At 64.1% G+C, this 21,017-nt stretch carries 21 protein-coding genes; 7 read left to right on the top strand and 14 right to left on the bottom strand.

Going from position 1 to position 21,017, the window contains the following annotated elements; translation table 11 throughout:
* Nucleotides 1-284 precede the first annotated feature (284 nt).
* The 10 genes from VGN45_RS04825 to VGN45_RS04785 form a co-directional block, all read right to left on the bottom strand.
* The gene (locus tag VGN45_RS04825; RefSeq protein ID WP_327459924.1) at nucleotides 285-3,614 is read right to left on the bottom strand and encodes an error-prone DNA polymerase; all 3,330 of its coding nucleotides are present in this window, start codon (nucleotides 3,612-3,614) and stop codon (nucleotides 285-287) included.
* Nucleotides 3,611-5,155, bottom strand: coding sequence for a DNA polymerase Y family protein (locus VGN45_RS04820; protein WP_327459922.1), 1,545 nt, complete (start codon nucleotides 5,153-5,155; stop codon nucleotides 3,611-3,613). Before VGN45_RS04820 ends, VGN45_RS04825 begins: the two co-directional genes overlap by 4 nt.
* An 831-nt stretch (nucleotides 5,156-5,986) precedes the next feature.
* Nucleotides 5,987-6,235, bottom strand: coding sequence for a hypothetical protein (locus VGN45_RS04815; RefSeq protein ID WP_327459920.1), 249 nt, complete (start codon nucleotides 6,233-6,235; stop codon nucleotides 5,987-5,989).
* On the bottom strand, nucleotides 6,207-6,653 hold the full coding sequence (locus VGN45_RS04810) for a hypothetical protein (protein WP_327459918.1): 447 nt from the start codon (nucleotides 6,651-6,653) through the stop codon (nucleotides 6,207-6,209). Before VGN45_RS04810 ends, VGN45_RS04815 begins: the two co-directional genes overlap by 29 nt.
* Nucleotides 6,650-7,009, bottom strand: a complete 360-nt coding sequence (locus VGN45_RS04805; protein WP_327459916.1) for a hypothetical protein — start codon at nucleotides 7,007-7,009, stop codon at nucleotides 6,650-6,652. Before VGN45_RS04805 ends, VGN45_RS04810 begins: the two co-directional genes overlap by 4 nt.
* Before the next feature lie 8 nt (nucleotides 7,010-7,017).
* Entirely contained in the window at nucleotides 7,018-7,488 is a 471-nt protein-coding gene (locus VGN45_RS04800) for a helix-turn-helix transcriptional regulator (protein WP_327459914.1), read from the bottom strand.
* A 110-nt stretch (nucleotides 7,489-7,598) separates the two neighbouring features.
* Nucleotides 7,599-8,129 (bottom strand): excalibur calcium-binding domain-containing protein, encoded by a 531-nt coding sequence (locus VGN45_RS14635; protein WP_349256088.1) that lies wholly within the window; start codon nucleotides 8,127-8,129, stop codon nucleotides 7,599-7,601.
* Between the two features lie 132 nt (nucleotides 8,130-8,261).
* Nucleotides 8,262-8,711, bottom strand: coding sequence for a hypothetical protein (locus tag VGN45_RS04795; protein WP_327459912.1), 450 nt, complete (start codon nucleotides 8,709-8,711; stop codon nucleotides 8,262-8,264).
* Nucleotides 8,712-8,823: 112 nt separating this feature from the next.
* Complete coding sequence (locus VGN45_RS04790; RefSeq protein WP_327459910.1) at nucleotides 8,824-9,246, bottom strand: hypothetical protein; 423 nt, start codon at nucleotides 9,244-9,246, stop codon at nucleotides 8,824-8,826.
* Between the two features lie 18 nt (nucleotides 9,247-9,264).
* On the bottom strand, nucleotides 9,265-9,750 hold the full coding sequence (locus tag VGN45_RS04785) for a hypothetical protein (protein WP_327459908.1): 486 nt from the start codon (nucleotides 9,748-9,750) through the stop codon (nucleotides 9,265-9,267).
* 254 nt (nucleotides 9,751-10,004) lie between these two features.
* On the opposite strand from VGN45_RS04785, the gene VGN45_RS04780 reads away from it, so the two are divergent.
* The 5 genes from VGN45_RS04780 to VGN45_RS04760 all read left to right on the top strand — a co-directional run bounded on the left by VGN45_RS04780 (nucleotide 10,005) and on the right by VGN45_RS04760 (nucleotide 17,244).
* Nucleotides 10,005-10,262 carry a helix-turn-helix transcriptional regulator gene (locus tag VGN45_RS04780; RefSeq protein ID WP_327459906.1) on the top strand — a complete coding sequence of 86 codons (258 nt, stop codon included), beginning with the start codon at nucleotides 10,005-10,007 and terminating at the stop codon, nucleotides 10,260-10,262.
* Between the two features lie 287 nt (nucleotides 10,263-10,549).
* Nucleotides 10,550-12,004 carry a hypothetical protein gene (locus VGN45_RS04775; protein ID WP_327459904.1) on the top strand — a complete coding sequence of 485 codons (1,455 nt, stop codon included), beginning with the start codon at nucleotides 10,550-10,552 and terminating at the stop codon, nucleotides 12,002-12,004.
* A gap of 951 nt (nucleotides 12,005-12,955) precedes the next feature.
* On the top strand, nucleotides 12,956-13,342 hold the full coding sequence (locus tag VGN45_RS04770) for a hypothetical protein (RefSeq protein ID WP_327459902.1): 387 nt from the start codon (nucleotides 12,956-12,958) through the stop codon (nucleotides 13,340-13,342).
* Nucleotides 13,342-16,020, top strand: coding sequence for a type IV secretory system conjugative DNA transfer family protein (locus tag VGN45_RS04765; RefSeq protein WP_327459900.1), 2,679 nt, complete (start codon nucleotides 13,342-13,344; stop codon nucleotides 16,018-16,020). The genes VGN45_RS04770 and VGN45_RS04765 overlap by 1 nt, the downstream gene beginning before the upstream one ends.
* A gap of 54 nt (nucleotides 16,021-16,074) precedes the next feature.
* Nucleotides 16,075-17,244, top strand: a complete 1,170-nt coding sequence (locus VGN45_RS04760) for a type IV secretory system conjugative DNA transfer family protein (RefSeq protein WP_327459898.1) — start codon at nucleotides 16,075-16,077, stop codon at nucleotides 17,242-17,244.
* A gap of 158 nt (nucleotides 17,245-17,402) precedes the next feature.
* Here VGN45_RS04760 and VGN45_RS04755 read toward each other — a convergent pair whose 3' ends face one another.
* From VGN45_RS04755 to VGN45_RS04740, 4 genes are read right to left on the bottom strand one after another with little or no spacing between them, the layout of a single operon-like run.
* Nucleotides 17,403-17,843, bottom strand: coding sequence for a DUF6527 family protein (locus tag VGN45_RS04755; protein ID WP_327459896.1), 441 nt, complete (start codon nucleotides 17,841-17,843; stop codon nucleotides 17,403-17,405).
* Nucleotides 17,840-19,027, bottom strand: coding sequence for a ThiF family adenylyltransferase (locus VGN45_RS04750; RefSeq protein ID WP_327459894.1), 1,188 nt, complete (start codon nucleotides 19,025-19,027; stop codon nucleotides 17,840-17,842). Before VGN45_RS04750 ends, VGN45_RS04755 begins: the two co-directional genes overlap by 4 nt.
* Complete coding sequence (locus VGN45_RS04745; protein ID WP_327459892.1) at nucleotides 19,002-19,286, bottom strand: multiubiquitin domain-containing protein; 285 nt, start codon at nucleotides 19,284-19,286, stop codon at nucleotides 19,002-19,004. The genes VGN45_RS04750 and VGN45_RS04745 overlap by 26 nt, the downstream gene beginning before the upstream one ends.
* Nucleotides 19,287-19,301: 15 nt before the next feature.
* Nucleotides 19,302-19,508, bottom strand: coding sequence for a hypothetical protein (locus VGN45_RS04740; RefSeq protein ID WP_327459890.1), 207 nt, complete (start codon nucleotides 19,506-19,508; stop codon nucleotides 19,302-19,304).
* 129 nt (nucleotides 19,509-19,637) lie between these two features.
* Here VGN45_RS04740 and VGN45_RS04735 point away from each other — a divergent pair, with 129 nt between their 5' ends.
* Nucleotides 19,638-20,549, top strand: a complete 912-nt coding sequence (locus tag VGN45_RS04735) for a WYL domain-containing protein (protein ID WP_327459888.1) — start codon at nucleotides 19,638-19,640, stop codon at nucleotides 20,547-20,549.
* Between the two features lie 246 nt (nucleotides 20,550-20,795).
* On the top strand, nucleotides 20,796-21,011 hold the full coding sequence (locus VGN45_RS04730) for a hypothetical protein (RefSeq protein WP_327459886.1): 216 nt from the start codon (nucleotides 20,796-20,798) through the stop codon (nucleotides 21,009-21,011).
* Nucleotides 21,012-21,017: the final 6 nt, after the last annotated feature.

The raw sequence follows: 21,017 nt of genomic DNA, 5'->3' as shown, positions 1-21,017 counted from the left end.
GCAACTAGTAGGATTAAGGGCGCGGGCAATGACCGCCGGTGCTTCAGCTTTGACCCGGCCCAGCGTACCGTCCTACGAGGATCCGTACATCGCTATGAAGATCACCGGGCACGCCGCCTTTCCCGTGCCCGGAGACCAGCATGTGAAGGCACCTTTCCGGACCGCCAACGCGAGTGCATCACGCTCTTTGAGCGTGGGATGATGGTCGAGGAGATCGGCCGGCACTTGGACATTAAGGGGCGTGGATACGGCTCTGGTCCCACAGTCATCCTACACCTCGTCTGTCAGTGAAAATCCCGCGATCCCGGCAGCATCCGTAAGTCCCTTGGATGTTGCGGGTGCACGAACTCGTCGGCTCCTGACAGTTGGATGATCGGTTCATGGGCCGGCGAAAGGCGGTTCAACGCGTCCGTGCGGTCGAACAGGCGCTGGGCCATCAGGTGGACCACGCCTTCGGGACTTTTCTCGACCGTTCCCTCGACCTCCAGCAGCCGGGCGGACATGACCACGCGGCGGTGCGCCTCGAAGGTGGAAACCCAAAGAACGAGGTTGGTGATGCCGGTATCGTCCTCAAGGGTGATGAAGATGGCCTTCCCGTTTCCAGGGCGCTGGCGGACCAGCACCACCCCCGCCGTTCGAACGCGTGAGCCAGATCGACGGGCTTCCACCTCGGCGCAGGTCAGAAGGCCCCGTTCGGCGAAGTGGGGACGAAGGACGGCCATGGGGTGCGCCTTCAGGCTGAGACGGGTGGTCTGATAGTCCGCCGCCACATGCTCGCCGAGCGCCATGACGGGCAAACGCGCGTCGGCTTCCTCGCCCAGCTCATGGGCTGCGGCCGCCTGGAACAGCGGCAGGGCATCGTCGTCCGGGAGACGGCGCGCTTCCCACAGAGCCTGGCGTCGATCCATGCCGAGGGATCGGAAGGCGTCGGCGTCAGCCAGTTTGCAGATCGCCGCGACCGGCAGACGCGCGCGCCGCATCAGGCTTTCCAATCCGCCGAACCCCGACCCGCGGGCATCCTGCAAAGCCTCGGCCCAGGCCTGCCGGAAGCCGTCGATCTGACGAAAGCCCAGCCTTAAGGCCAGCCCCTCCGTTCCAGGTTCAAGCGTGTTGTCCCAAGCGGAGTGATTGACGTCGATTTGGCGGATCTCCACGCCATGTTCTTGGGCGTCTCGCACGATTTGGGCCGGGGCGTAGAATCCCATCGGCTGGCTGTTCAGAAGGGCGCAGGCGAAGGCGGCCGGATGCCGGCATTTGATGTAGCTGGACACGTAGACCAGCCGCGCGAAGCTGGCCGCGTGACTTTCCGGGAAGCCGTAAGATCCGAAGCCCTTGATCTGGTCGAAACAGCGTCGGGCGAAGTCCGGATCGTAGCCCCGCGCGATCATGCGGCCCACGAAGCGTTCCTCATAGGTGTGCAAGGAGCCGTCGCCCCTGAACGTGCCCATGGCCTTGCGCAGGCCGTTGGCCTCGCGGTCGTCGAATTCGGCGGCGACCATGGCGACCTTCATCGCCTGTTCCTGGAACAGCGGCACGCCCAAGGTCTTGTTCAGCACCTTCTTCAGTTCGTCGGGATCGTGAGGGGGGGCGGGACGAACATACTCGACAGGTTCCAGCCCGTTCCGTCGCCGCAGGTAGGGGTGCACCATGTCGCCCTGGATCGGGCCCGGCCGCACGATCGCCACCTGAATCACCAGATCGTAGAACGCGCGCGGCTTCAGGCGCGGCAGCATGTTGATCTGAGCCCGGCTCTCGACCTGGAAGACGCCGATGGAATCGCCCTTGCAGAGCATGTCGTAGACGTCGGACTGGTCGCCCGGGACCGTGGCGAGGTCGTGATCGACGCCCTCATGGACCCGCATCAGGTCCAGCGCCTTCCTGATGCAGGTCAGCATGCCCAGAGCCAAGACGTCGACCTTCATCAGGCCCAGCTCATCGACGTCGTCCTTGTCCCATTCGATGAAGGTTCGGTCAGCCATGGCGGCGTTGCCGATCGGCACCAGTTCATCCAGCCGCCCGCGCGTCAGGATGAAGCCGCCCACGTGCTGGCTGAGGTGTCTGGGAAAGCCGAGAATGCGACCGGCCATGTCCACGGCGCGGCGGATCATGGGATTGGTCGGGTCCAGTCCCGCCTGTTCGACCTGACTGTCCGGGATCGCCGATCCCCAGCTTCCCCATTGGCTTGCGGCGATGCGGGCGGTGACGTCTTCCGTCAGGCCCAGCGCCTTTCCGACGTCGCGGATGGCGCTTCGGGGTCGATACCGGATCACCGTGGCGACGATGCCGGCGCGCTCACGGCCATAGCGGTCATAGATGTGCTGGATGATCTCCTCGCGTCGCTCGTGCTCGAAATCGACGTCGATGTCCGGCGGCTCGTTGCGGTCGGCGGACATGAACCGCTCGAACAGCAGGTCGTGGCTGGCGGGGTCCACGCTGGTGATGCCCAGGACGTAGCAGACCGCCGAATTGGCCGCCGACCCGCGGCCCTGACACAGGATGCGCTTGTCCTCGGCCACCCGCACGACGTCGTGGATGGTCAGGAAATAGGGGGCCAGATTCCGCTCGCCGATGTAGGCCAGCTCCTTGCGGATCAGGTCGCGTACCTTGTCCGGCACGCCGTCCGGGTAGCGAACGGGCAGGCGGGTTTCGACCAAGGTCTCCAGCCAGCCTTGAGGCGAATGGCCGGGGGGTATCGGCTCTTCGGGATATTCATAGCGAAGGTCCGCCAGATCGAAGAGCGGACGCCGCAGGAACTCCAAAGTCTCGGCAAGGGCGTCGGGCGCATCCGCGAAGAGCCGCGCCATCTCCTCGGCAGATTTGAGGTGCCGCTCCGCGTTCGCCGCCAGGCGTCGGCCGGCCCGGTCTATCGACGTGCCTTCCCGGATGCAGGTCAGCACGTCCTGCAGATCCCGCTCGGAGGGGTCGTGATAGAGCACATCGTTGACCGCCAGCAGCGGGATGCAAGCCTCGTCCGCCAGGTTTCTGAACCGCGCCAGCCTGCGCCGGTCATCACCCCGACGCTGCATGACCGCGCCCAGCCAGACGGCGCCGGGCCGGGCCTCGTTCAACCTAGCCAGGACCCCCGACAGTGCGGACAGGTCTCGTTCGGGACGCACGATCAGCAGCAGACCTTCGGGGTCGTTCAGCAGATCTTTCAGGCCCAGGCGGCAGTCCCCCTTTCTCGAGCGACGGGCGCCCAGGGTCAGCAGTCGGGTCAACCGGGACCATCCGGCGCGATCTTCCGGATAGGCTACGACGTCCGGCGTGCCGTCCGCAAACGCGAGACGCGCCCCGGTCAGCAAACGGAAATCTCGTGCGCGGGTCCGCACAAGGTCCGACCGCGCCGGATGGTTCAGGGGGTCGTCGATCCACCCGATCTCGCCGGGCGAGCCGCCTTCCCGGACCTTCTCCGGCGGAGACCAGCCGTTTTCCCTCAGTTGCCGAAGCGCGCACCACGCCCGCACCACGCCCGCGACCGTGTTGCGATCCGCAAGCCCGAGGCCGGCATGGCCCTTGAGCACCGCGCTCAGCACCAGCGACTTCGGATGCGACGCCCCGCGCAGGAAGGAGAAGTTGGACGCCGCTACCAGTTCGGCATAGGCGGGCGCGGTCATGCGAAGAGCCCGTGCACATACCAGCGCGCACCCGGCTCCTGCCCGTAGTGCCCGGCGCGGAACAACCAGAAGCGCCGGCCATGGGCGTCCTCGACTCGATAGTAGTCGCGCACCCGCCCGCCGCCGCGCCGCCACCACTCGCCCTCGATGCGTTCAGGCCCCTCGGCGCGGACGACCTCGTGCATGACCCTGCGCCACCGGAAGCGGCGCGGCGGGCTGTCGGGAAGCTCGGCCAGGGTCTCGATCGGCTGCGGCGGATCGAAGAGCTGCAAGGGGCGAAGTGGCGGCGAGCCGTCATCGACGTCTGGCCAGGGCAGACGTTCGTTCGCCGCCGAAATCGCCGGAGATAGGGCCGTCGCTCGCTCGGGCAAATGCGAGTCCGCCGAATGGATGCGGAGCACCGCCGCGGGCCCGAGCCCCGCGGTCAGCCGGTCGACCAGCGCATCACGCAGCACGTCCTGACGCGGCGCGGCGTCAAAGCTGATCTGTGCGGGCGCGACCGTCTCCAGACGTTCGGCCTCCAGACGCAGGAGATCGAAGCCGAACCCCGGATCGATCGGGTTGTCGAGCGCACCGAGACGCTCCCGGAACAGCCGATGGACGAGGCCGGGATCGCGTTCAGCGCGCGCCGTGCCTACCCCGATGCGCCTCACGTGGCCGTCCACCCGGAACAGGCTGAGCGCGAAACCGCGTGCACCCTGGCTTCGGGTTCGCAATTGCCGCTCGACGTCGTGCAGAAGATCGCTCAGCACGGCGAGTACTGCTGCCTCGTCCTGAATAGGCTCCAGCAGCACCCGATCCGCGCGGATGGGCGTGGACGGACGCACGGGCGTGATCCGCGTGTCCTCCCGCCCGAGGATGCGGTCGAGGCGGGATGGAAAGTCCTGCCCAAACCGCGCGGCGAGCGCCTGGCGGGGGCGGTCGTCCACGGCGGCCAGGGTGTGAAGACCCGCGCGCCTGAGCGCGACGGCGTCAGCCGGCGATAGCTCCAGCGCCGTGATCGGCAGGCGGCGCAGCGCGGCCGCCTCTTCTCCTGAAGGGATGATGCCGCCGGGGCCGAACCGGGCATAGGCGCGGGCGGCCTGAGGCGTGCGTGCGAGGGCCAAGCGCACCTGAAGGCCGAGCTGCCTCGCCAGCCTCTGAGCGGATCGCACCACCCCCGCCTCGCCGCCGAACAGGTGCGTGCAGCCGGTGACGTCGAGCATCAGGCCGTAGGGCGGGTCCATCGCCGCAATGGGCGAGAACCGCCCGAACGCCTGGAGCACCCGGCCTTCCCATGTCGCGTCCGCGCCGACGTCGTGCGGGCGCGCCTCGACCTCAGGACACTGAGCCTGGGCGTCCGCCCAGGTCATGCTGGGGGCGAGCCCCGCCGCCAAGGCCGCCGGGTTCACCGCCGAGAGCCTTAGGGCGCTCTTCTGCTTATCGAGCAGCACCAGCGGGCCGCGCAGTCCGTCAGGCCGCGTGTGCGCCAGCCGGTCTGTGGGCAGGAACGGGAACCACGCCGCCAGATGCCGCCGGGTCGACGAACGCGCGGGCCTCACGATCCCACTCCAGCACCCAGTCGCCGGGCTCCGCGCCGGAGCGGCTGCGGGTCAGGCTCGCGTGAAAGGCAGGACGGCCAGGCGCGCCCGCTTCCAATGGCCGCGACGGTGCGGCGGCGACCGACCATCGCGTTTGGGCGGCGCTCGGCGCGGGACGGGCCGCCGCCCGCACGAAAAAACCCGTCGATCCGCTCCGATGCGCCGCTGAGGCCAATCTGCGGCTTGCCGTGAGGGTGACGTCGCGCGCTTCGCCCCACCCGCTCAGGATCACGGCTCCGGCGGCTCCGCTCGCTAGGGCTTCCTCTCCCGCCGCAAGGAGCTGCCGGGTCTCCCGCACCGTTGCGAGGATGAGGCGCTCGGGATCAAGGCCCCAGGCACGGAGGCCCGGACCATAGAGGCGGCCCGCTTCCGTGCTCGCCCGGTTCTGCATGACCCACACCACGCAAGACGAGGATGCCCGCAGGGCGAGCCCGAGCGCGAAGCCGTGCGCGGCCACGGCGTCGGCTGAGGTCGCAGCGTAGACGTCGTGGATTGTTCCTCGCGCCAGTGTGCCCACGGCCCTGTCCACGTTCGCTGTGCCGAGCATAAAGCCCGCGACAGGGCATGTTCCGGCAGTCGCAGGAACGGCGGACAGACGGGCCCGAAGGTCCAAGAGCGTGGCGGAAGGAGGCATGATGTTCCTGTATTGTTCTCATATGCCTCCCGGATGCGGGGATGAGTCAAGAGGGCGCTCGGGCGGACACCCCTCGGGGCAACCGCCGGAGCTATTATGTGCGCTATATGCAAGCCTGAGATGCCGTCGCTCGGCCGAGTGTTAAGGGTCGGCAGACTTCAGGCAGCGATTGATCGAAGCATGCCCTCAACCCGTCGGCACTGCTTCAAGTCTTTGCCGTCACTCCTCCCGCCGCCCGCGAGGTTCGCGTGGGCGCAACGGAGCGCGAAGATCGCGTCGTCGAGCGTCTCGGGTTTTGTCGAAAGCAGGTAGCATTCAGCGGCTTCGTAGCGCGCTTGAGCTGCTTCTGACTCATCGTTGTCGGCCGCTTTCCAGGCGTTAAACGCCTCCTCGAACGTCTTGAACATGATCGTGCCCCTCCCGGGCGAACTTGCGCGCGGCCCAGCATTCCCAGGCGGCGGCAAAAAGAAGAACGGAGACCAGGCCCCAGAGCGCGAGGCGCAGCGAGACGCCGGTGCGGGTGTAGTGATCAGGCGACAGGAGCGGCATGAGGTGCGTGGCGAAGATGAGGAGCTGAAGGCTCGCTATGAGTTCGAGCCACCAGCGCCCTCCGCGCTCTGCCAAGGCCCACAACACCAGAAACTGAGCCAGGTTGAGCGCACCGACGCCCACGCGCCACGTACCCACCGTCACGTGATCGACGAACGGCTCGACCACAGCGGCGAGCACAATGGCCGCGCCCGCCGCGCGATCGATCGTTCCGCCGTGCCACGCAACGAGGCCAAGGGCGACCAGGTTAAGCGCGAACACGGCGAGCGCGATCATGCGTCCAGAGGGCTCCCCTCCCGGAGGGCCGCGCGCGGATCTTCCTTCTCGCCTTCTTTGCCCTTGTCCTCGAAGGGACCGGGGCTGTCGTAGTCGAGGCTGAGCGCGTCCGCGGTTGCGGCCATGAGGTCGTGGGCACGCGCAAGGTGCCCGCGGGCTTCCGCGGTGGACGCGAGGGCGCTCGTGAGCTTCACGAGCGCCGGCTGGCCCACGCGGACGCCTAGGTTCGCCATACGGCGTCCTTCGGCGAAGTTCTGGAGCAGCGCGCCGCCTTGGGCGAGCAGGGTGTCGATGGTGATCTCCATGGCGCGCACGTCATGCGCGATGAGGGTAGCGAACTGATCCTTGGTCTTCATGTTGGTCCTCACGATCGGGTCACGTCGTGCAGGACGTCCACGGTCCGGAAGACGAGCGATCCAACCGCGATGATGCTCCCGAAGAGCACCGCGATCAGGAACGCGAACAGGAGAATGCGAAGGATGCGCCCCACTGCTCCTCGCGGAGGTGCGCGCCACTTCCCGAGCCCCACGTAGAGATCGTAAAGGGTGCGCGTCCCCGTGCCCGTCTCCGGAACCTGAGAGGCCCCGCCGACGGGTTCAGAAAGCGCATCCGAGCCGAGAGACGGTATCGGGGTCCGATCCTGACCGGGCTCAATACCGAGCGCCTGCGCCGCCGCCCATCGCGTGTTCACACCGAGGCGCTCGTACGCTTCGGCGATGTGGTCCTGGACCGTCTTCGTCTGGATGCCCAGGTGCCGGCCGATCTCCTTAGCCATCATCCCGCGCGCAAAGAGCGTGATGCACTCCCGCTGGCGATCCGACAGGCGTTTCGGCATGTACGTCTCCGAGCCTACGCGAGGCTGGAGAGCGAATCGCCATGCGTCCAGAGCGCATCGAGATCACAAATCAGCGGTCTGTGGACGACCTCGCTCGAACCCCCAGCACGCTACTCGCACCCGACGCCGTCCCCGTCGCGATCCAGGCGACGCGCATAGCCAGGATCGCCCGCGTAGACGGGGGCCGCTCCTGCGGCGCGGGCGGCCGAGCAGTTCGCGTAATATGCTGACCGGCTAGCCCGCTGGGACTCGCCGCCGCCATAGAATGTTTGGGGCCGAGCGGAGGGACGTTCACGCGGACTTGCGCCCAAGAAATCGCGACGAACCCAGCACGACGGCTCGCTGACTTTCGCCCACCCGTTCTCTTCCCGAACAACGCCAACCAACTGCCGATCGCCGATACGCGCGACCGGTGCGCTGTTTACATCTGGGGACGCACGGCAGTTCAGCGTCTCAGCTCTCACGTAGAGGAACTCACGCGCCCGCTCAGGTTCGTCTGTTGCGGGCGTGTTTTGCGCGAGCGCGAGCGAGTCGCCTTCGTCAGGCGGGGCAGGGTCGTCCCCGATGCATTGGCTGAGCGCGACAAGGCCGAGTATCCCGGCCACGATCCATCCCGCACAGCCAGCTTGCTTGTTCGCCATGTCCGCTCGCTCTCGCCTTGCGAGATCGCCCCCTCACTCCCACAACCGGGAAGCTAGTACAGGGGCCGCGTGACCGCCAAGCGGTAACCAAAGTGCGCGCCAGAGTCACAGGGTGCTTGCTGACGCGGCCCCCTAGCGCGCACGCTTCGACACGCAGAGCAGTCTATAGCTTGATCCCAGGGTGAAGTCGGCGGGGTTATGCCGGATGGTTTGCTGGCGGGTCCAAAACGGGTGCGTCCAGCGATTGTACCAGTGCAGGATGTACATCTTCCCCCGCTCGACCCGCCGCAGGTCGGTGAGCCCGCCGTTGTAGTTCTGCACGTCCCGCGAGATCAGGCTCACCTGCGGGTGGCTGCGCGCGCCATAAAGAAATGGCGGCACGCTCGGCACGAGGCTCGTCTCATCCCAGCTGTAGAGCTCGATCCAGCGAGCCACGCTGTTTGTGCGCTCGACCGGTTGAAACAGCGTGTGGAGTTCCGCCATCGTCGGTGCGCGCCACCCGGAGACCTGGGGCACCGGCACGCTTTGGCAGATTGCGTCCAGTTCGCCGAACTTGCGGCCGCGAATGTCGAATTCGCCCACGTACCACGTGAGCCGGCCACCCGCGCTAACAGCCGTTTTCGGATACGGTCCGGGGAAGACTTGGGCTTGGGTGGCTGAAGCGGCTCCAGCGACGAGCAAGCCGAGGAGCGCCTTACGCATCGGAGGGGGCCGTCGCGGCTGTCGCCGCGCGCTTCTTCAACAGCATGATGGCGATCGGGGTAGCGAGGATCGCGACAGTCACAAGGAGCGTCACGGTGTTCATGCCGCTCATGGCGTTGGTGCTGCCCTCGATGAGGGCGCGGCTCTCGGAGTCAACGGTGCCGAGCGAGGAAACGTCGCGGTTGACGCTCTTCATGTAGCCGCCGCCGAACATCATGAGGTGCCAGGTCGGTGAGAGGAGGAACATCTTCACCCAGGCCAGAAGATCGACGATCACCACCCACTGGCGCTCCCCGGCCCAGGCAGCGCCCGCAAGGATGAGGACGGCGAGGAGGCTCAGGTAGTTCCCGAGGACCGGGATGGGGAGCGAGATGAGAAGCAGGACGAAGGCGGTTATGCCGAGGCTCTTGCCCATGGTGCGGATCCTTCTCGGTTAGGGCTGGGTGCGCGGGATGGCAAGGGACTCGGCAGAGCCGCCAACCTCGTAGAAGACGATGAGGCCGGTCTGCCCGCGGACGGCCGGCACGAAGACCCAGCCTTGGGTCGCGGTGCCGGGCGCGATGGGCCCTACCCTTAGGCTCTCGCGCGAAAGGCGCTCGGCCATGCGGCCCATACGATCGCCTTCAAACAGAGGCCGGAAGGCGACGAGCGCCCCGCCGATGATGGCGGCCGGCGGAAACAGGAACATCCCCGCCACCATGCCGGCCGTGCCCACACCCGCTGTGAGGAGACCTTCGCGAACGAGGTTGGGCGGTTTGATGAGCTCGGCCGCTCCCTGCGCGGCATCAAGCACGATGCCGCCCTCGATCTGTTCCTGGACCCGCGTGAGGCTCACGGTGCGCGCGCCGACGTTTGAGACCGTCATCCGGATCTGGAGCCAGTTGGGGTCGCTTGGGATGAAGCCGGGCTGCCCGGCCATGATCACCTCGTCGACCGATACCCGCACGTAGCGACTCGCCGCCGCCTCGTACGCGAAGGTCTCAAGCGCAATTGCCTGTGGGGGCTGTGCCCCGCCGAACCCTAACCCGCCCCCGGCACATCCAGCCAGACACACGCTCGCCAGTATCGCTACCCCAACCCGCATCACGCCCTCCCAAGCGCCCAATTATTCGAAGATCATATATCTGAAGTTCGAATATACGGGAAGGGCTGGTTGCGATGTAGGGCCAGCACATGCCGAAGACCGTCCACTCCGACGCCTACGCGTCGGTGCTGCGGGTGCTGATTGAGGCCCGAAAGACGGCCGGTCTCACCCAGGCGGAACTGGCGCGCCGCGTGGGCAGCCAGCAGCCGGTTATCTCACTCATTGAGCGTGGGGTGCGGCGGGTGGACGTGGTTGAGTTCTATGTGCTGGCGCGGGCCATGGCACTGGAGCCGGCAGCAGCGTTTGCCAAGGCGACTGACGCGGTCTCGCAAGACCATACCCTGTAAGGAGGGAGCCCGCCTTTACGACCATCAAGGCGTGCGCTCGGCTTAGAGAGCCAAAAAACTCGACTCCAAGGATCGATGAGATCCGGACGAGGCACCGCGCCAGATCATACCTCGGATAATGGGGGCACTCAGTGCGCGCGGCGCTCCAGAGGGACCAGTGGCTTGTCAGGAGGCGTCTTTCGATGCACCGTCGAACCAGCCCTAGGGCATGAACCGACACCGAAGGCGTCGGGAAGCGTGGTAGTATTTCTCACATGGGGGAAACTGTGAACGCTACTAGCCTCTTGATGGCCTTCACGCTTGTGATGGGTGCCTGTTTGGTCCTTAGCTGGATGATCGGTTCTTCTAAACCGACCATCCAAGGGTTTTTCTGGGGCGATCAGAAGATATCTTGGAGGCTCTCTCTATCCCTAATATTATCCAGCTCCTTTTCTCTGAATGGCTTGCTTTATCAGGCCTGGCTTGGTTATCTGATAGGCTGGTGGGCATTACTAATTCAACTGGTGTGGTGCTCTAGCTTTGTTTTGTTGGGATACTTCTCGAGAAAGTTTCGAGGCCTCCTCGACCAGGGCACCATGCATGGCGTCATAGGCAGTAGATTTGGCGTCGGAGCAATGAAAGTAGCAGCGTTTGCGTCAGTCTTGGGGTTCGCGATCCTGATTGGCTGGGAAGCGGTTGTCGGGGCGACCGTAATACAGAATTTCGTGGGACAGAACGCGACCATCTACCTAGCAACACCGCTTGCCCTCGTGCTCATATCAAGCCTCTATACCGGCACCGGCGGACTTCGCGGTAATGCAATTATTAACGCGGCGCAAAACATATTCAAGATAGTTATCCTTTGCGGGGCCGCATACTATATTTTTGCCCTGCCTCCAGCCAGCGGGTCGATTTTCCAAGCCGCCAAGCCTGTCGATCTTTTGACAGCGATTGGACTTCTTGGTGGAGTGGCTTTGGCGGCTAATCTGACTTTTAGTCTTTTCTGGCAGATAGTGGATATGTCGGTGTGGCAAAACCTGTCTGCAACGCCGTCGGAAAAACGTGGCGTTGCCATCTGGGCTTCGGCTGTCGCTGTTTTCCTTTTTCCGGGTGTGATCGGCACGGTGATCGGAGTTGGCCTCTCTTCTATTGGTGGGGCCGTCGGCGAAGTGACTGACACGAACATCCTCAATCAGTTCGTGGTGGCCATTGGTGGCGAACCAGCAATAGCGCTCCTCCTCGTGGGTGCTTTTGCAGCCTCCATGCTGTCCACGATAGACGGCTACGCTCTGGCCGCCGCGCAAGCGACCACGTGGGATCTCCTATTCCCGAAAACCGTCAAGCGCCTTCTGGCATTGGGCGGCGACAGGCCAGCCAACGCCGATGACCGAAAGATTTTGGCCGTCGGTAGAGGGCTAGTGCTGGTGCTTGCCATGGGCGGCGCAGCGGCCGTCCTTGGGCTGGTGATGTTAGGCAATGTCTCTTTGTTCGACTTGGTGTACGCAGTTGTAGTTGCGCAGATGTCCTTGGTCGGCCCGGTGCTTTTGTGCCTGGCGCGACCAAATGGCGGCCAGCTTAAGATGGGCTTTGCGCCGATCGTAGCGGCGCTTGCGGTCGGAGGGGTGATGATCAGCGGGCGTTTCTGGGGTCAACCGGAATTCTATACCTGGGCTCCGGTGGGGACCGTGGCGGCATCCCTGATTGTCACTCTGGCATTGGCCGCGTTGCCAAAAAGAGAACCTGAGGTTCTGGTCGGAGATTGAATGTGCTAGCCGGGTTCGCCGACGGATTTATCTCGATTGTAGTCCTGGCCGCGATCGCAATCGCTTGCTTGCTCATCCCGTCAATTTTTTGGCGATTCCGACCATTCAGGCACATCAAGGAGTTGGTGAGTACGATTGGAGCAGAACACACTGATCTGCAATATTCTGGGCTGGTCGGCGGCTTTAAGCATGCCTCTCGAGAACATTCTAGGTTGGGCATTTATTACTACGCTGAAGCTACAGAGCACTGGCTAGATAACCATATCACTGAACTCTCTCACGTGCTGCTTTTGACCACTATACTTCAGGCGCTAGGATTAATTTTCAAGGTTGTACTTGGAATAGAGCCCCATGAAGGGGCCGGCCTCTTGTCACTGATACATATACCCTACGCCGAGATCGGGTTTGGCCTAATTATGCTTTACCTATGCGTCAAGCTTGGACGTGAGTGGAAGCGGGCAAGAGACATGTTTAGAAGCGACGCGTGGGGGTCGAGCTGATGAGAGAAGGCGTTCCGCTTTACCGTGAAGCCCCTTGGGCTGTTGAGGCGTTTTTGGCAGCGGGAGGGCAGCGGCCAGAAGAAGCAGCAGCTGAGTTGGATAAGTTTTTCGTACTAACAAGAGTAGTTTCGTCGCCGGTGGCGGTCATTAGCCGAAACATCGACCTCTTGTGGCACAAACTTATTGAGCATACGGAACTCTATCCACAGCTATGCCTTCGGCGATACGGCTTATTCATTCATCACCGGCCTCGCTCCGATCACACCCCAGTACCGGCGAGCGCGATTCGCACTTTCTATGGCGCTTATGCGGCCTGTCACGGCACCGTTGGCGCAGCTTGGGAGCAAGACGCGCCAATGGCTATCGTCAGATATGGACGCGGCCTCACCGATCAGCTCGATGACGAGGTCCGTTGGTCTGGATGGCCTGGGCGTGAGAAGGATGAAGTCGCTTGAAGCTTCTACTCCGACGCGAGCAGCGCTCCGCTCTGATCGGCTCCAAGCCGGTCTTTGTCCTCAATGTCCGTGCCGACATAAGCGCCGACGAGAGAGCCGCTATCGAGAAGTACAAGCTTGGCGACACCGAGCTCTACGCTAGCCACACCCTCACCGAACGAGGAAGCGGCCTTCTCGGCGTGGCCTCCCGCTTCGCATACAAGGCCATGACCATCAACGTCACGGTCAAAGACCTCACGGGCGGCAAGAAGATCGAGTGCAAGGACATCATCGAGATGCTCGCCGTGGAGGACCAGCTCAAGGAAGCGGGCAAGACCTTCGCCCAGGTGCTCGCCGCCGCGTCGCAGTTTGGCGGTGAGGAGGTCGTGGACCTGTCTGCGTAGTGAGCTGGGGCAACCTCTCTAATTGGCTTTCCGGGAGCGGCCGCGACCGGGAGCTCAATGAGACCCGCGAGGCTTGGGCTGAAACCGAGCGTCTCTGGAAGGCGTCACCGCTGGCAAGCGGATTGAACGACCTAACCCTCGACTACATGCGCGACTTGATGCGGCGGGTGGATCGCATCCCGGCGCTCCCAATAATCGTCGAGCTTGCGAACGCCACAGAGACCCTACTCCTGCATGAAGACATAGAGCCGGCCGAAGCGGTCTGGACCGCGATTGATGCCGACGTCGAAGTGGCGTCGAACTTCCGCCAGATGATGGTGCGCCGAAAGCGCTGGGCGGCCAACTTCGACCAGATGAGCGGCATCGCGCGGGCGCGTTTCCTTGACGCCTACGAGACCCTCTTCCGTGCCCTCCCGGAGACCGCCTTCGGAGAGTGGCGCGAGGCCGAGGACGCCTTTGGCGTCCCGCTCGTCGAGCTCCTGGATCAGCCGGCTGAGGCCATTCACCAGCTCGTGCTCTTTCCGTACGACGATGAAACGATACGGCTCGGCCTGTTTCTGCGACTGCGGGACCATCTTGCGACGAAAATGCTCGTGGCGTCGGGTTTCCGGCCGGACGACGACATCTACGCGCGCGCAGATCGGCTCCTCCGCCCGCAGGACCAGAAGGGCAAGAGCCCCTCCGACCTCGCCCGCCTCTACCTCGGCGGCACGCCACTGCTCGACGTGCTTGAGTTGCCGGTGCCTTTCCACATCCCCGAGGAAGCTCGGTTCGAGCACTGTCACATCGTCGGCGGCACCGGGCACGGCAAAACGCAGCTCATGCAGCGGATGATCCATGCGGACCTCGCAGTTGCCCAACGCGAGCGCCGCTCCGTTATCGTGATCGACAGCCAAGGCGACCTGATCAACAAGCTGGTGCGTCTTGCGTTGTTTGATCCAAACGTGCCGGAAAGCCTCGCCGATCGGCTCGTGCTGATTGACCCTGCCGACATCGAATTTCCGGCCGCGCTCAATCTGTTCGACGCGCACCTGGACAGGCTTCGCGCATATCGGCCCATAGACCGCGAGCGCGTCCTGAACGGCGTGATCGAGCTCTACGAGGTGTTCTTCGGCGCGATGCTGGGCGCGGAGCTAACCCAGAAGCAGGGGGTGATCTTCCGGTATCTGGCGCGCCTCATGCTCACGATCCCAGGCGCCACCATCCACACCCTCATGCGCCTCATGGAGGACGGAAGGCCCTTCAAGCCACATATGGAGAAGCTGGAAGGCTCAGCCCGCTACTTCTTCGAGTCGGAGTTTTTCCATCCCTCGTTCGCCGCCACGAGGAAGCAGATTCTGAAGCGGCTGTGGGGCGTGCTCTCAACCCCCGCCTTCGAACGCATGTTCGCGCAGACGGAAAACAAGCTCGACCTGTTCGAGGCCATGAACGAGGGCAAGATCATCCTCGTCTCGACCGCCAAGGATCTCCTGAAGTCCGATGGCAGCTCGCTCCTCGGGCGCTTCTTCATCGCCATGCTGGCGCAGGCAGCGCTTGAGCGCTCCACCATCCCTGCCGAGGATCGCACGCCTACCTTCGTCTACATCGACGAGGCTCAGGAGTATTTCGACGACTCGATTGAGACCATTCTCAATCAAGCCCGAAAATACCGCGTCGGGCTCACCCTCGCGCACCAGACGCTCGACCAGCTTACGCCACGGCTTCGCTCAGCCATCCATTCGAACACGAGCCTCAAATGCGTCGGCGGCGTTTCCGCCAAAGACGCGCGCGCGCTCGCCGACGAGCTGCACACCACGGCCGACTTCATCGAGAGCATGAAGCGCCGGCATGGGCGTAGCGAGTTCGCCGTCTGGCTCAAACAGACCACGCCGCAGGCCATCCGGCTGTCGGTTCCGCTCGGCTTCCTGGAGCGCCAGCCCCTTCTCACCGAGGAAGCGCTGGAGGAGGTGCTCGACGCGAACCGCGAGCGATACTGCGGCACGCTCGACGACGTGCTGGGCTTCGATCTTGCGTCCGCGAGGGCTCCCGATCCGCCAACGCCCGCGCCCGATCCCACCACGACTGCAAACGACGTGCCCATCCGGCGAGACCCGCCGGAAGAGCGACACGCACCCGAGCCATCCGAGCCGAAAGCTCCCGCGCCACGGCCGACCCTCGAAGCTCAGGAACTCGGCAAGGGCGGGTCGCAGCACCGCTACGTGCAGCACCTCGTGAAGGGCCTGGCCGAGGAGCGGGGGTTCCGGGCCGTGATCGAGGAACCAGTTGAGGGCGGCCAGATCGACGTCGCCCTCTATAAGGGCGACCTTTCGATCGCGTGCGAGATTTCCGTCACCTCAAAGCCCGCATACGAAGCCCAGAACCTTGCGAAATGCAGCCAAGGCCGCTTCACGCGCGTCTTCGCCATTGCCGCCGATGCCAAGCGCTTAAAGGCTATCGAGAGCGCCGCGAAGGACCGGTTGTCGCCCGAGCAGCTCGCCTGCATCGATTTCTTTACGCCCGAGGAGATTCCAGGCGCGCTCGACGCCTTCGGGACCCCGGACGACGAGACGAGCGTGGTGCGGGGCTACAAGGTGAAGGTGTCGAGAACGGTCGTCGGAGCGGATGAGGCCAAGGACCGCCGCGCGGCAATCGCGCGCGTGGTCGCGGGATCGCTACGCGGTCTTCCCAAGGACGAGTAGCACCGCCGGAGGTGGCCCCGTGTCATCTCCCAGCGTATGCGCCATCGTGTGGGCATGGACGAGCACACCGTCTCATACCTGGGCGACACCACCTTCCATCGCCGCTATCAGCGCTTCGGCATCCGACAGACCGATCGCCTGTCTCACGTCTACGTCCTCGGCAAAACGGGCGTGGGCAAATCGACGCTCCTGGAGGCGCTTGCGGTTCAAGACATCTGGGAAGGCCGAGGCTTTGCCCTCATCGACCCGCATGGAGACCTGGCTGAGCGGGTGCGTGACGCCCCCCGTCCCACCCGCGGCGAGCGGCTGACCTACCTTGACGCCGCCGATCTCTCGCAGCCGTTTGGGTACAATCCACTCCGTCGCATCCGTGACGACCGCATCCCATTGGCCGCAAGCGGCTTCCTCGACGCGCTTCGCAAGCTCTGGCCCGACGCGTGGGGCGTACGCATGGAGCACGTTCTGAGGAACAGCCTGTTCGCGCTTCTGGAGCGCGACGGCTCAACGCTCCCCGACATTCTCCGCCTCTATTGGGATGAGGCATTTCGCAAGCAGGTGACGAAGGACATTCGGAACGGCGTGGTGCGCCGATTCTGGACCCACGAGTTCGCCAAATACCCCGACCGCCTCAAGGCCGAAGCGGTCGCTCCGATCCAGAACAAGCTGGGAGCGCTCCTCACCGACCCCCGCCTTTACCGCGTCCTGGTCGCGCCCGAGCAGCCAGTCAGCTTCCGCACGATCATGGACGAGGGAGGCGCGCTCGTGGTGAACCTTGCCAAGGGCCGGCTGGGCGAGGACGGCGCGGCGCTCTTGGGCGGGCTTATCGCCTCCACCATCGGGCTTGCGGCGCTCAGCCGCGCCGACTCACCATCAGACACCCGCCGCCCCTTCTTCCTCTACATCGACGAGTTCCAGAGCTTCACGACGCTCTCGTTCGTAAACATGCTCGCGGAACTGCGAAAATATGGCGTTGGCCTTACGCTCGCGCACCAGCATCTCCACCAGCTCGATACGGAGGTTCGTCACGCCGTGCTGGGCAACGTCGGCACCACCATCTCGTTTCGCGTGGGGCCGGAGGACGCCGATGTGATGGCGAAGGAGTTTCAGCCGACCTTCAACGTGCTCGACCTCATCAACCTGCCGAACCAGAACTTCTATCTGAAGCTCATGATTGATGGAGCGCCGAGCCGCCCCTTCAGCGCTCGAATTGCGCCCTGGGCCTAGCCACTCCACAGGCCCACGACGTGCGGCCAAGCCCACCGGATCATGAGTCCAAGTCCGATGCCAAGGAGCGGCGCGAAGAGGCATCCGAGCGTGGTGTAGGCAGGACCGTTTCCCACCTTCCAGTCGTCCGGCCATTCCTTGTTTCCCACGTGCGCCTCTCAGGCTTCGCCGCGACCGAAGAACCAATCCGCGATCGACTTCCACCACGACGTCTTGGCCGGACCCGCAGCCGGGCGATCCACACCGGTATCGATGGTGCCGTAGTGCTGTGCCTTCGCCGCTTGATCGCGCAGACGACCAGCGGCGATCTCCTCCGGCGTCCACTGCGTCGACCACCGGATCCTGCCGCGTTCAATCCAGTAATGAGACTGGCATTCAAAGCTCCAGTTGCCGATGGACGGTGCGAGTGACACGGTCTCGCCGTCGAACGTGAGACGCCAGTCGGTGGGACTGAACGGCGTCACCACCTCGCGCCCGCACCCGCAGCAGCAGCTATGCACGGCCGTCGCATACGGCATCGACACATAGAGCGTGCCTCGTTCGATCGTCTCCGGAATGAACTCCACGAACTCGTGGCGAAGCAGTGATACGGCGCTCACGTGCAGTCCTCGTTGATCAGCTCGTTGTCGATCGTGGCGTAGATGGTGTGATGCTCTTTGCCCTCGTTCAGGTAGAATCCGAAGTGCTTCTTCCACCGTACGACCGCCAGAGCGGCGTTGAGCGCATTCAGGTCGGCGATCTGGATGTTTCGATCGTATTCGTTCTCCGCGTTCCCCTTTGACAACGGGATGCGAAACTTCTCCCGAACGTGATCTCGCTGCCCTTCGACGCTTGCCGTCACGCGAAGCTGGCCCAGCAGTTGATCGCCGACCAACTCCAGGCCCATGCCGACATCGATGAACGGAACCTGCGCCGCTTCCAGCGCCTCTATGATCGCTCGCTTGTCGTCGCTCGCGTCGAGCGACAGGAACACGAAGTCCATTGACGTAAGTTCGGCGACGTTGTCCGCATCGACGTAGGCGGCGTGGGCCACAAGGCCGCTCCGCATGGCACCATAGAGTTCCGCGAAATAGTCGGCCTTCTTCGGACGCTGGCGCAGCGCTTCGATGGGCACGGCGCCTGGCGCACGAAACGCGTTGTGCTGCGACAGCACATCACCGTCGAAGAGGTGGATTTCCTTGACGGGCGTCTTCGCCACCAGATCGAGGATGTAACTGCCGGTGCCGCCGACGCCGACGATCGCCACACGAGAGAGTTCAAGCCTATGACTCGCCGCGTTGATGCCGGCGCGGCTTGACGCCGTGTCGAGATATTTGAACACCGCGCTCGCATCGTCCGCGTCCGGTTCGACGACAGGATACGTTTGCGCGGACGCGGTCGGGTCGATGAGCTGCGCCTGACTTTCGATGATGGCGCAGTAGGTGGTCATCTTGTGGTGGTAGTCGATGTAGCCATTGGGCGGCTTGCTGGAGAACGAGTGGCTCGTTTGCAGGTCTGCATCCACCCTGTGAATCTGCGGCCCGAGCTTGATCTTGACGAGTTCCGAGCCGTCCGCGTTGCACGGGTGAGCGCCGGCGAAATGCGCCACATGATCGTCCGGACGGGCCGTGACGTCCCCGGCCAATGCCAGGGACGACACGAGCGCCCCGCGCCGGACCTGGCGGGCGGAATCGACATAGGGGACGTCGTTCAGGACCAGATAGCCGCCACGGACTTGGACGTCATACCCCTCGTCCCGCAGCCGCTGGAGATCGGGGCTACGACTTATCAGTCGCTGTGACATTGAAGATCATCCCATCGTCGACTTTCACCTTCTGACCGGCGGTCAGGGTGCCTTTCGGGTTCTGCTTCGGCCCCTTCGTGTAGGTCACGGTGAAGACCCAGTTCTCGCCTGTGGGCACGTCGCCCAGCCCCAGTCGGAGCACCTCCTCAAAAGAAAGCTGGCCCTTCTTCACCACCTTGCGGCGGCCGTTGACGATGATGGTGACTTCGTTGCGCGGCGGCGGATCGACGTCGGGCTTATGGTTCGGCTTGTCGTTCATAGAAACTCTCCTTGGTTAGCGCTTGTGGCAGGCGGTGCAGCACCAGTAGCAGCCGTCGGCGCGCCGGTAGCGGCGGCGGGCCTCGGCGACGGCGAGCTGGCACGTGAGGTGGTAGCCCAACGGATCACGGTTCTGCGGCGACGGAAGGTAGCGGCACGAGTCCGTGTGCACCTCGTGGTCGCCGTTGGCCTGGGGGTTGGTGTTGGCGTAGTAGCTCGGCATGGGCGTCGACTTCTTTCGGGGAGTGCCGGGCTTGCGTCCCGGCCGATTGTGAGAGACGGTGCCGGTTGACCCGGCTACAAACTATATGGGTCAAGTTTATTTACCCGTCAAGAGACTATGGGGGTTTTTATGTCCGAGCCCGACCCACGCGCGACGTGGTCACAGCGTCGGCGCTACGAATTTATGGAGTGGAAGCTGTTCTGGGACGGCCGGTTCGTTCGGGACGACATTGAGCAGGCGTTCGACATCTCGACCCCGCAAGCGTCTGCGGACATCAAGAATTATCGCGAGATCGAGCCCGGCAACTTCGACTACAACGCCACCGAGAAGGGCTTCCTGCCTACGCCAGGCTTGGTACCGCGCTTCCTGAAGTTGTCGGCGGATCGCGTTCTCCTGCAACTGCGCGCCTACCTGTCGGGTGTCCTTGATCGCCGCGACATCTGGTTTCGAGACATGCCGCCCATATCAGTCGCGCCCGATATCGTCCGGAGCGTCGACCCGCAGTGTCTGCGCGACATCCTGAAGGCGATCCGCCTGCGGCAGGGCATGGAAGTCAACTATCAGTCCCTGACCCGCTCCGGGCGCCGGGTGATTGCGCCGCACGCACTCGCGTTTGACGGACATAGGTGGCACGCGCGGGCATGGTCTGCCGAGAAGGGGGCCTTTCGCGACTATGTGCTTGCGCGCATCAGCGACATCGGGCCGCTCGTGCCGGTAGCCTATGACCCGGCCGACGATCTGGAGTGGGAGCGCTACGTGTCGCTCAAGATCAGCCCGCACCCAGGGCTGAGTGATGAGCAGAAACGCGCGATCGAGAAAGATTATGGGATGACGGGCGGCTACACGCAAATCTCGGTGCGAACGTCCCTGGCATTTTACTTCATCAACCGAATGAACCTCGACCTGCCCACGACGGAGCAACTGACACCTTCACGCCTGCAACTCACACTCGACAACCTGGCAGAGGTGCAGGCCGCCATTAGAGACGCTCAAGCTGACACCAGAACGCGTATTGCGGCTCGGAAAGAGCTGGCAGGCTGACCGGATTGCAGTGTCCCACCACGGACGCTCGCGGCCTCGTCGGGCTTCGTGGGTTGAGCGTTTTGGAGCGGGACCGCCGCCGGTCAACCCAGCGGCGCTTCCTCCATCGCCTTCCGGCGATTCCGTGCAGCTTGCTCCCTGCGGGCGCGCTTCGCGCGGGGTCTGACCGCCAGCTCATGTCCCGCTCCCCTTGCTCCCCATGAAGCCGCGGACGGTTCCGCGGCACCTAGCTGAGGAGCCTGTCCCATGTCTCAACCCACACTCATTCCCGGCCGCCGTCCGACGCATCGCCTGTACCGCGTGAGCGGGGATGGTGACGCCGCGATCTGGACTCCCATCGGCGCGGCCTGGCCCAACAAGGACGGGCGCGGGTTCAGCATCAGCTGCGATGCCGTGCCGCTTCAGGGGCGGATCGTGATGCGGATGATCAGTGCGCGCGAGGAGGCGGCTAACGCTGCGTGAGTTCGA

It is taken from the genome of Brevundimonas sp., assembly GCF_035999125.1.
In the GTDB taxonomy this organism is placed as follows: domain Bacteria; phylum Pseudomonadota; class Alphaproteobacteria; order Caulobacterales; family Caulobacteraceae; genus Brevundimonas.
The sequence above is the reverse complement of the archived record's forward strand: the minus strand, read 5'-3'. Positions and strand labels throughout refer to the sequence as shown.

Excerpts from the sequence above, each read along its gene's own strand:
- VGN45_RS04825 (WP_327459924.1), bottom strand. The coding sequence starts at position 3,614 with ATGACCGCGCCCGCCTATGCCGAACTGGTAGCGGCGTCCAACTTCTCC.
- VGN45_RS04815 (WP_327459920.1), bottom strand. The coding sequence starts at position 6,235 with ATGTTCAAGACGTTCGAGGAGGCGTTTAACGCCTGGAAAGCGGCCGAC.
- VGN45_RS04810 (WP_327459918.1), bottom strand. The coding sequence starts at position 6,653 with ATGATCGCGCTCGCCGTGTTCGCGCTTAACCTGGTCGCCCTTGGCCTC.
- VGN45_RS04805 (WP_327459916.1), bottom strand. The coding sequence starts at position 7,009 with ATGAAGACCAAGGATCAGTTCGCTACCCTCATCGCGCATGACGTGCGC.
- VGN45_RS04800 (WP_327459914.1), bottom strand. The coding sequence starts at position 7,488 with ATGCCGAAACGCCTGTCGGATCGCCAGCGGGAGTGCATCACGCTCTTT.
- VGN45_RS14635 (WP_349256088.1), bottom strand. The coding sequence starts at position 8,129 with ATGGCGAACAAGCAAGCTGGCTGTGCGGGATGGATCGTGGCCGGGATA.
- VGN45_RS04790 (WP_327459910.1), bottom strand. The coding sequence starts at position 9,246 with ATGGGCAAGAGCCTCGGCATAACCGCCTTCGTCCTGCTTCTCATCTCG.
- VGN45_RS04785 (WP_327459908.1), bottom strand. The coding sequence starts at position 9,750 with ATGGCCGGGCAGCCCGGCTTCATCCCAAGCGACCCCAACTGGCTCCAG.
- VGN45_RS04780 (WP_327459906.1), top strand. The coding sequence starts at position 10,005 with ATGCCGAAGACCGTCCACTCCGACGCCTACGCGTCGGTGCTGCGGGTG.
- VGN45_RS04775 (WP_327459904.1), top strand. The coding sequence starts at position 10,550 with ATGGCCTTCACGCTTGTGATGGGTGCCTGTTTGGTCCTTAGCTGGATG.
- VGN45_RS04760 (WP_327459898.1), top strand. The coding sequence starts at position 16,075 with ATGGACGAGCACACCGTCTCATACCTGGGCGACACCACCTTCCATCGC.
- VGN45_RS04750 (WP_327459894.1), bottom strand. The coding sequence starts at position 19,027 with ATGTCACAGCGACTGATAAGTCGTAGCCCCGATCTCCAGCGGCTGCGG.
- VGN45_RS04745 (WP_327459892.1), bottom strand. The coding sequence starts at position 19,286 with ATGAACGACAAGCCGAACCATAAGCCCGACGTCGATCCGCCGCCGCGC.
- VGN45_RS04740 (WP_327459890.1), bottom strand. The coding sequence starts at position 19,508 with ATGCCGAGCTACTACGCCAACACCAACCCCCAGGCCAACGGCGACCAC.
- VGN45_RS04735 (WP_327459888.1), top strand. The coding sequence starts at position 19,638 with ATGTCCGAGCCCGACCCACGCGCGACGTGGTCACAGCGTCGGCGCTAC.
- VGN45_RS04730 (WP_327459886.1), top strand. The coding sequence starts at position 20,796 with ATGTCTCAACCCACACTCATTCCCGGCCGCCGTCCGACGCATCGCCTG.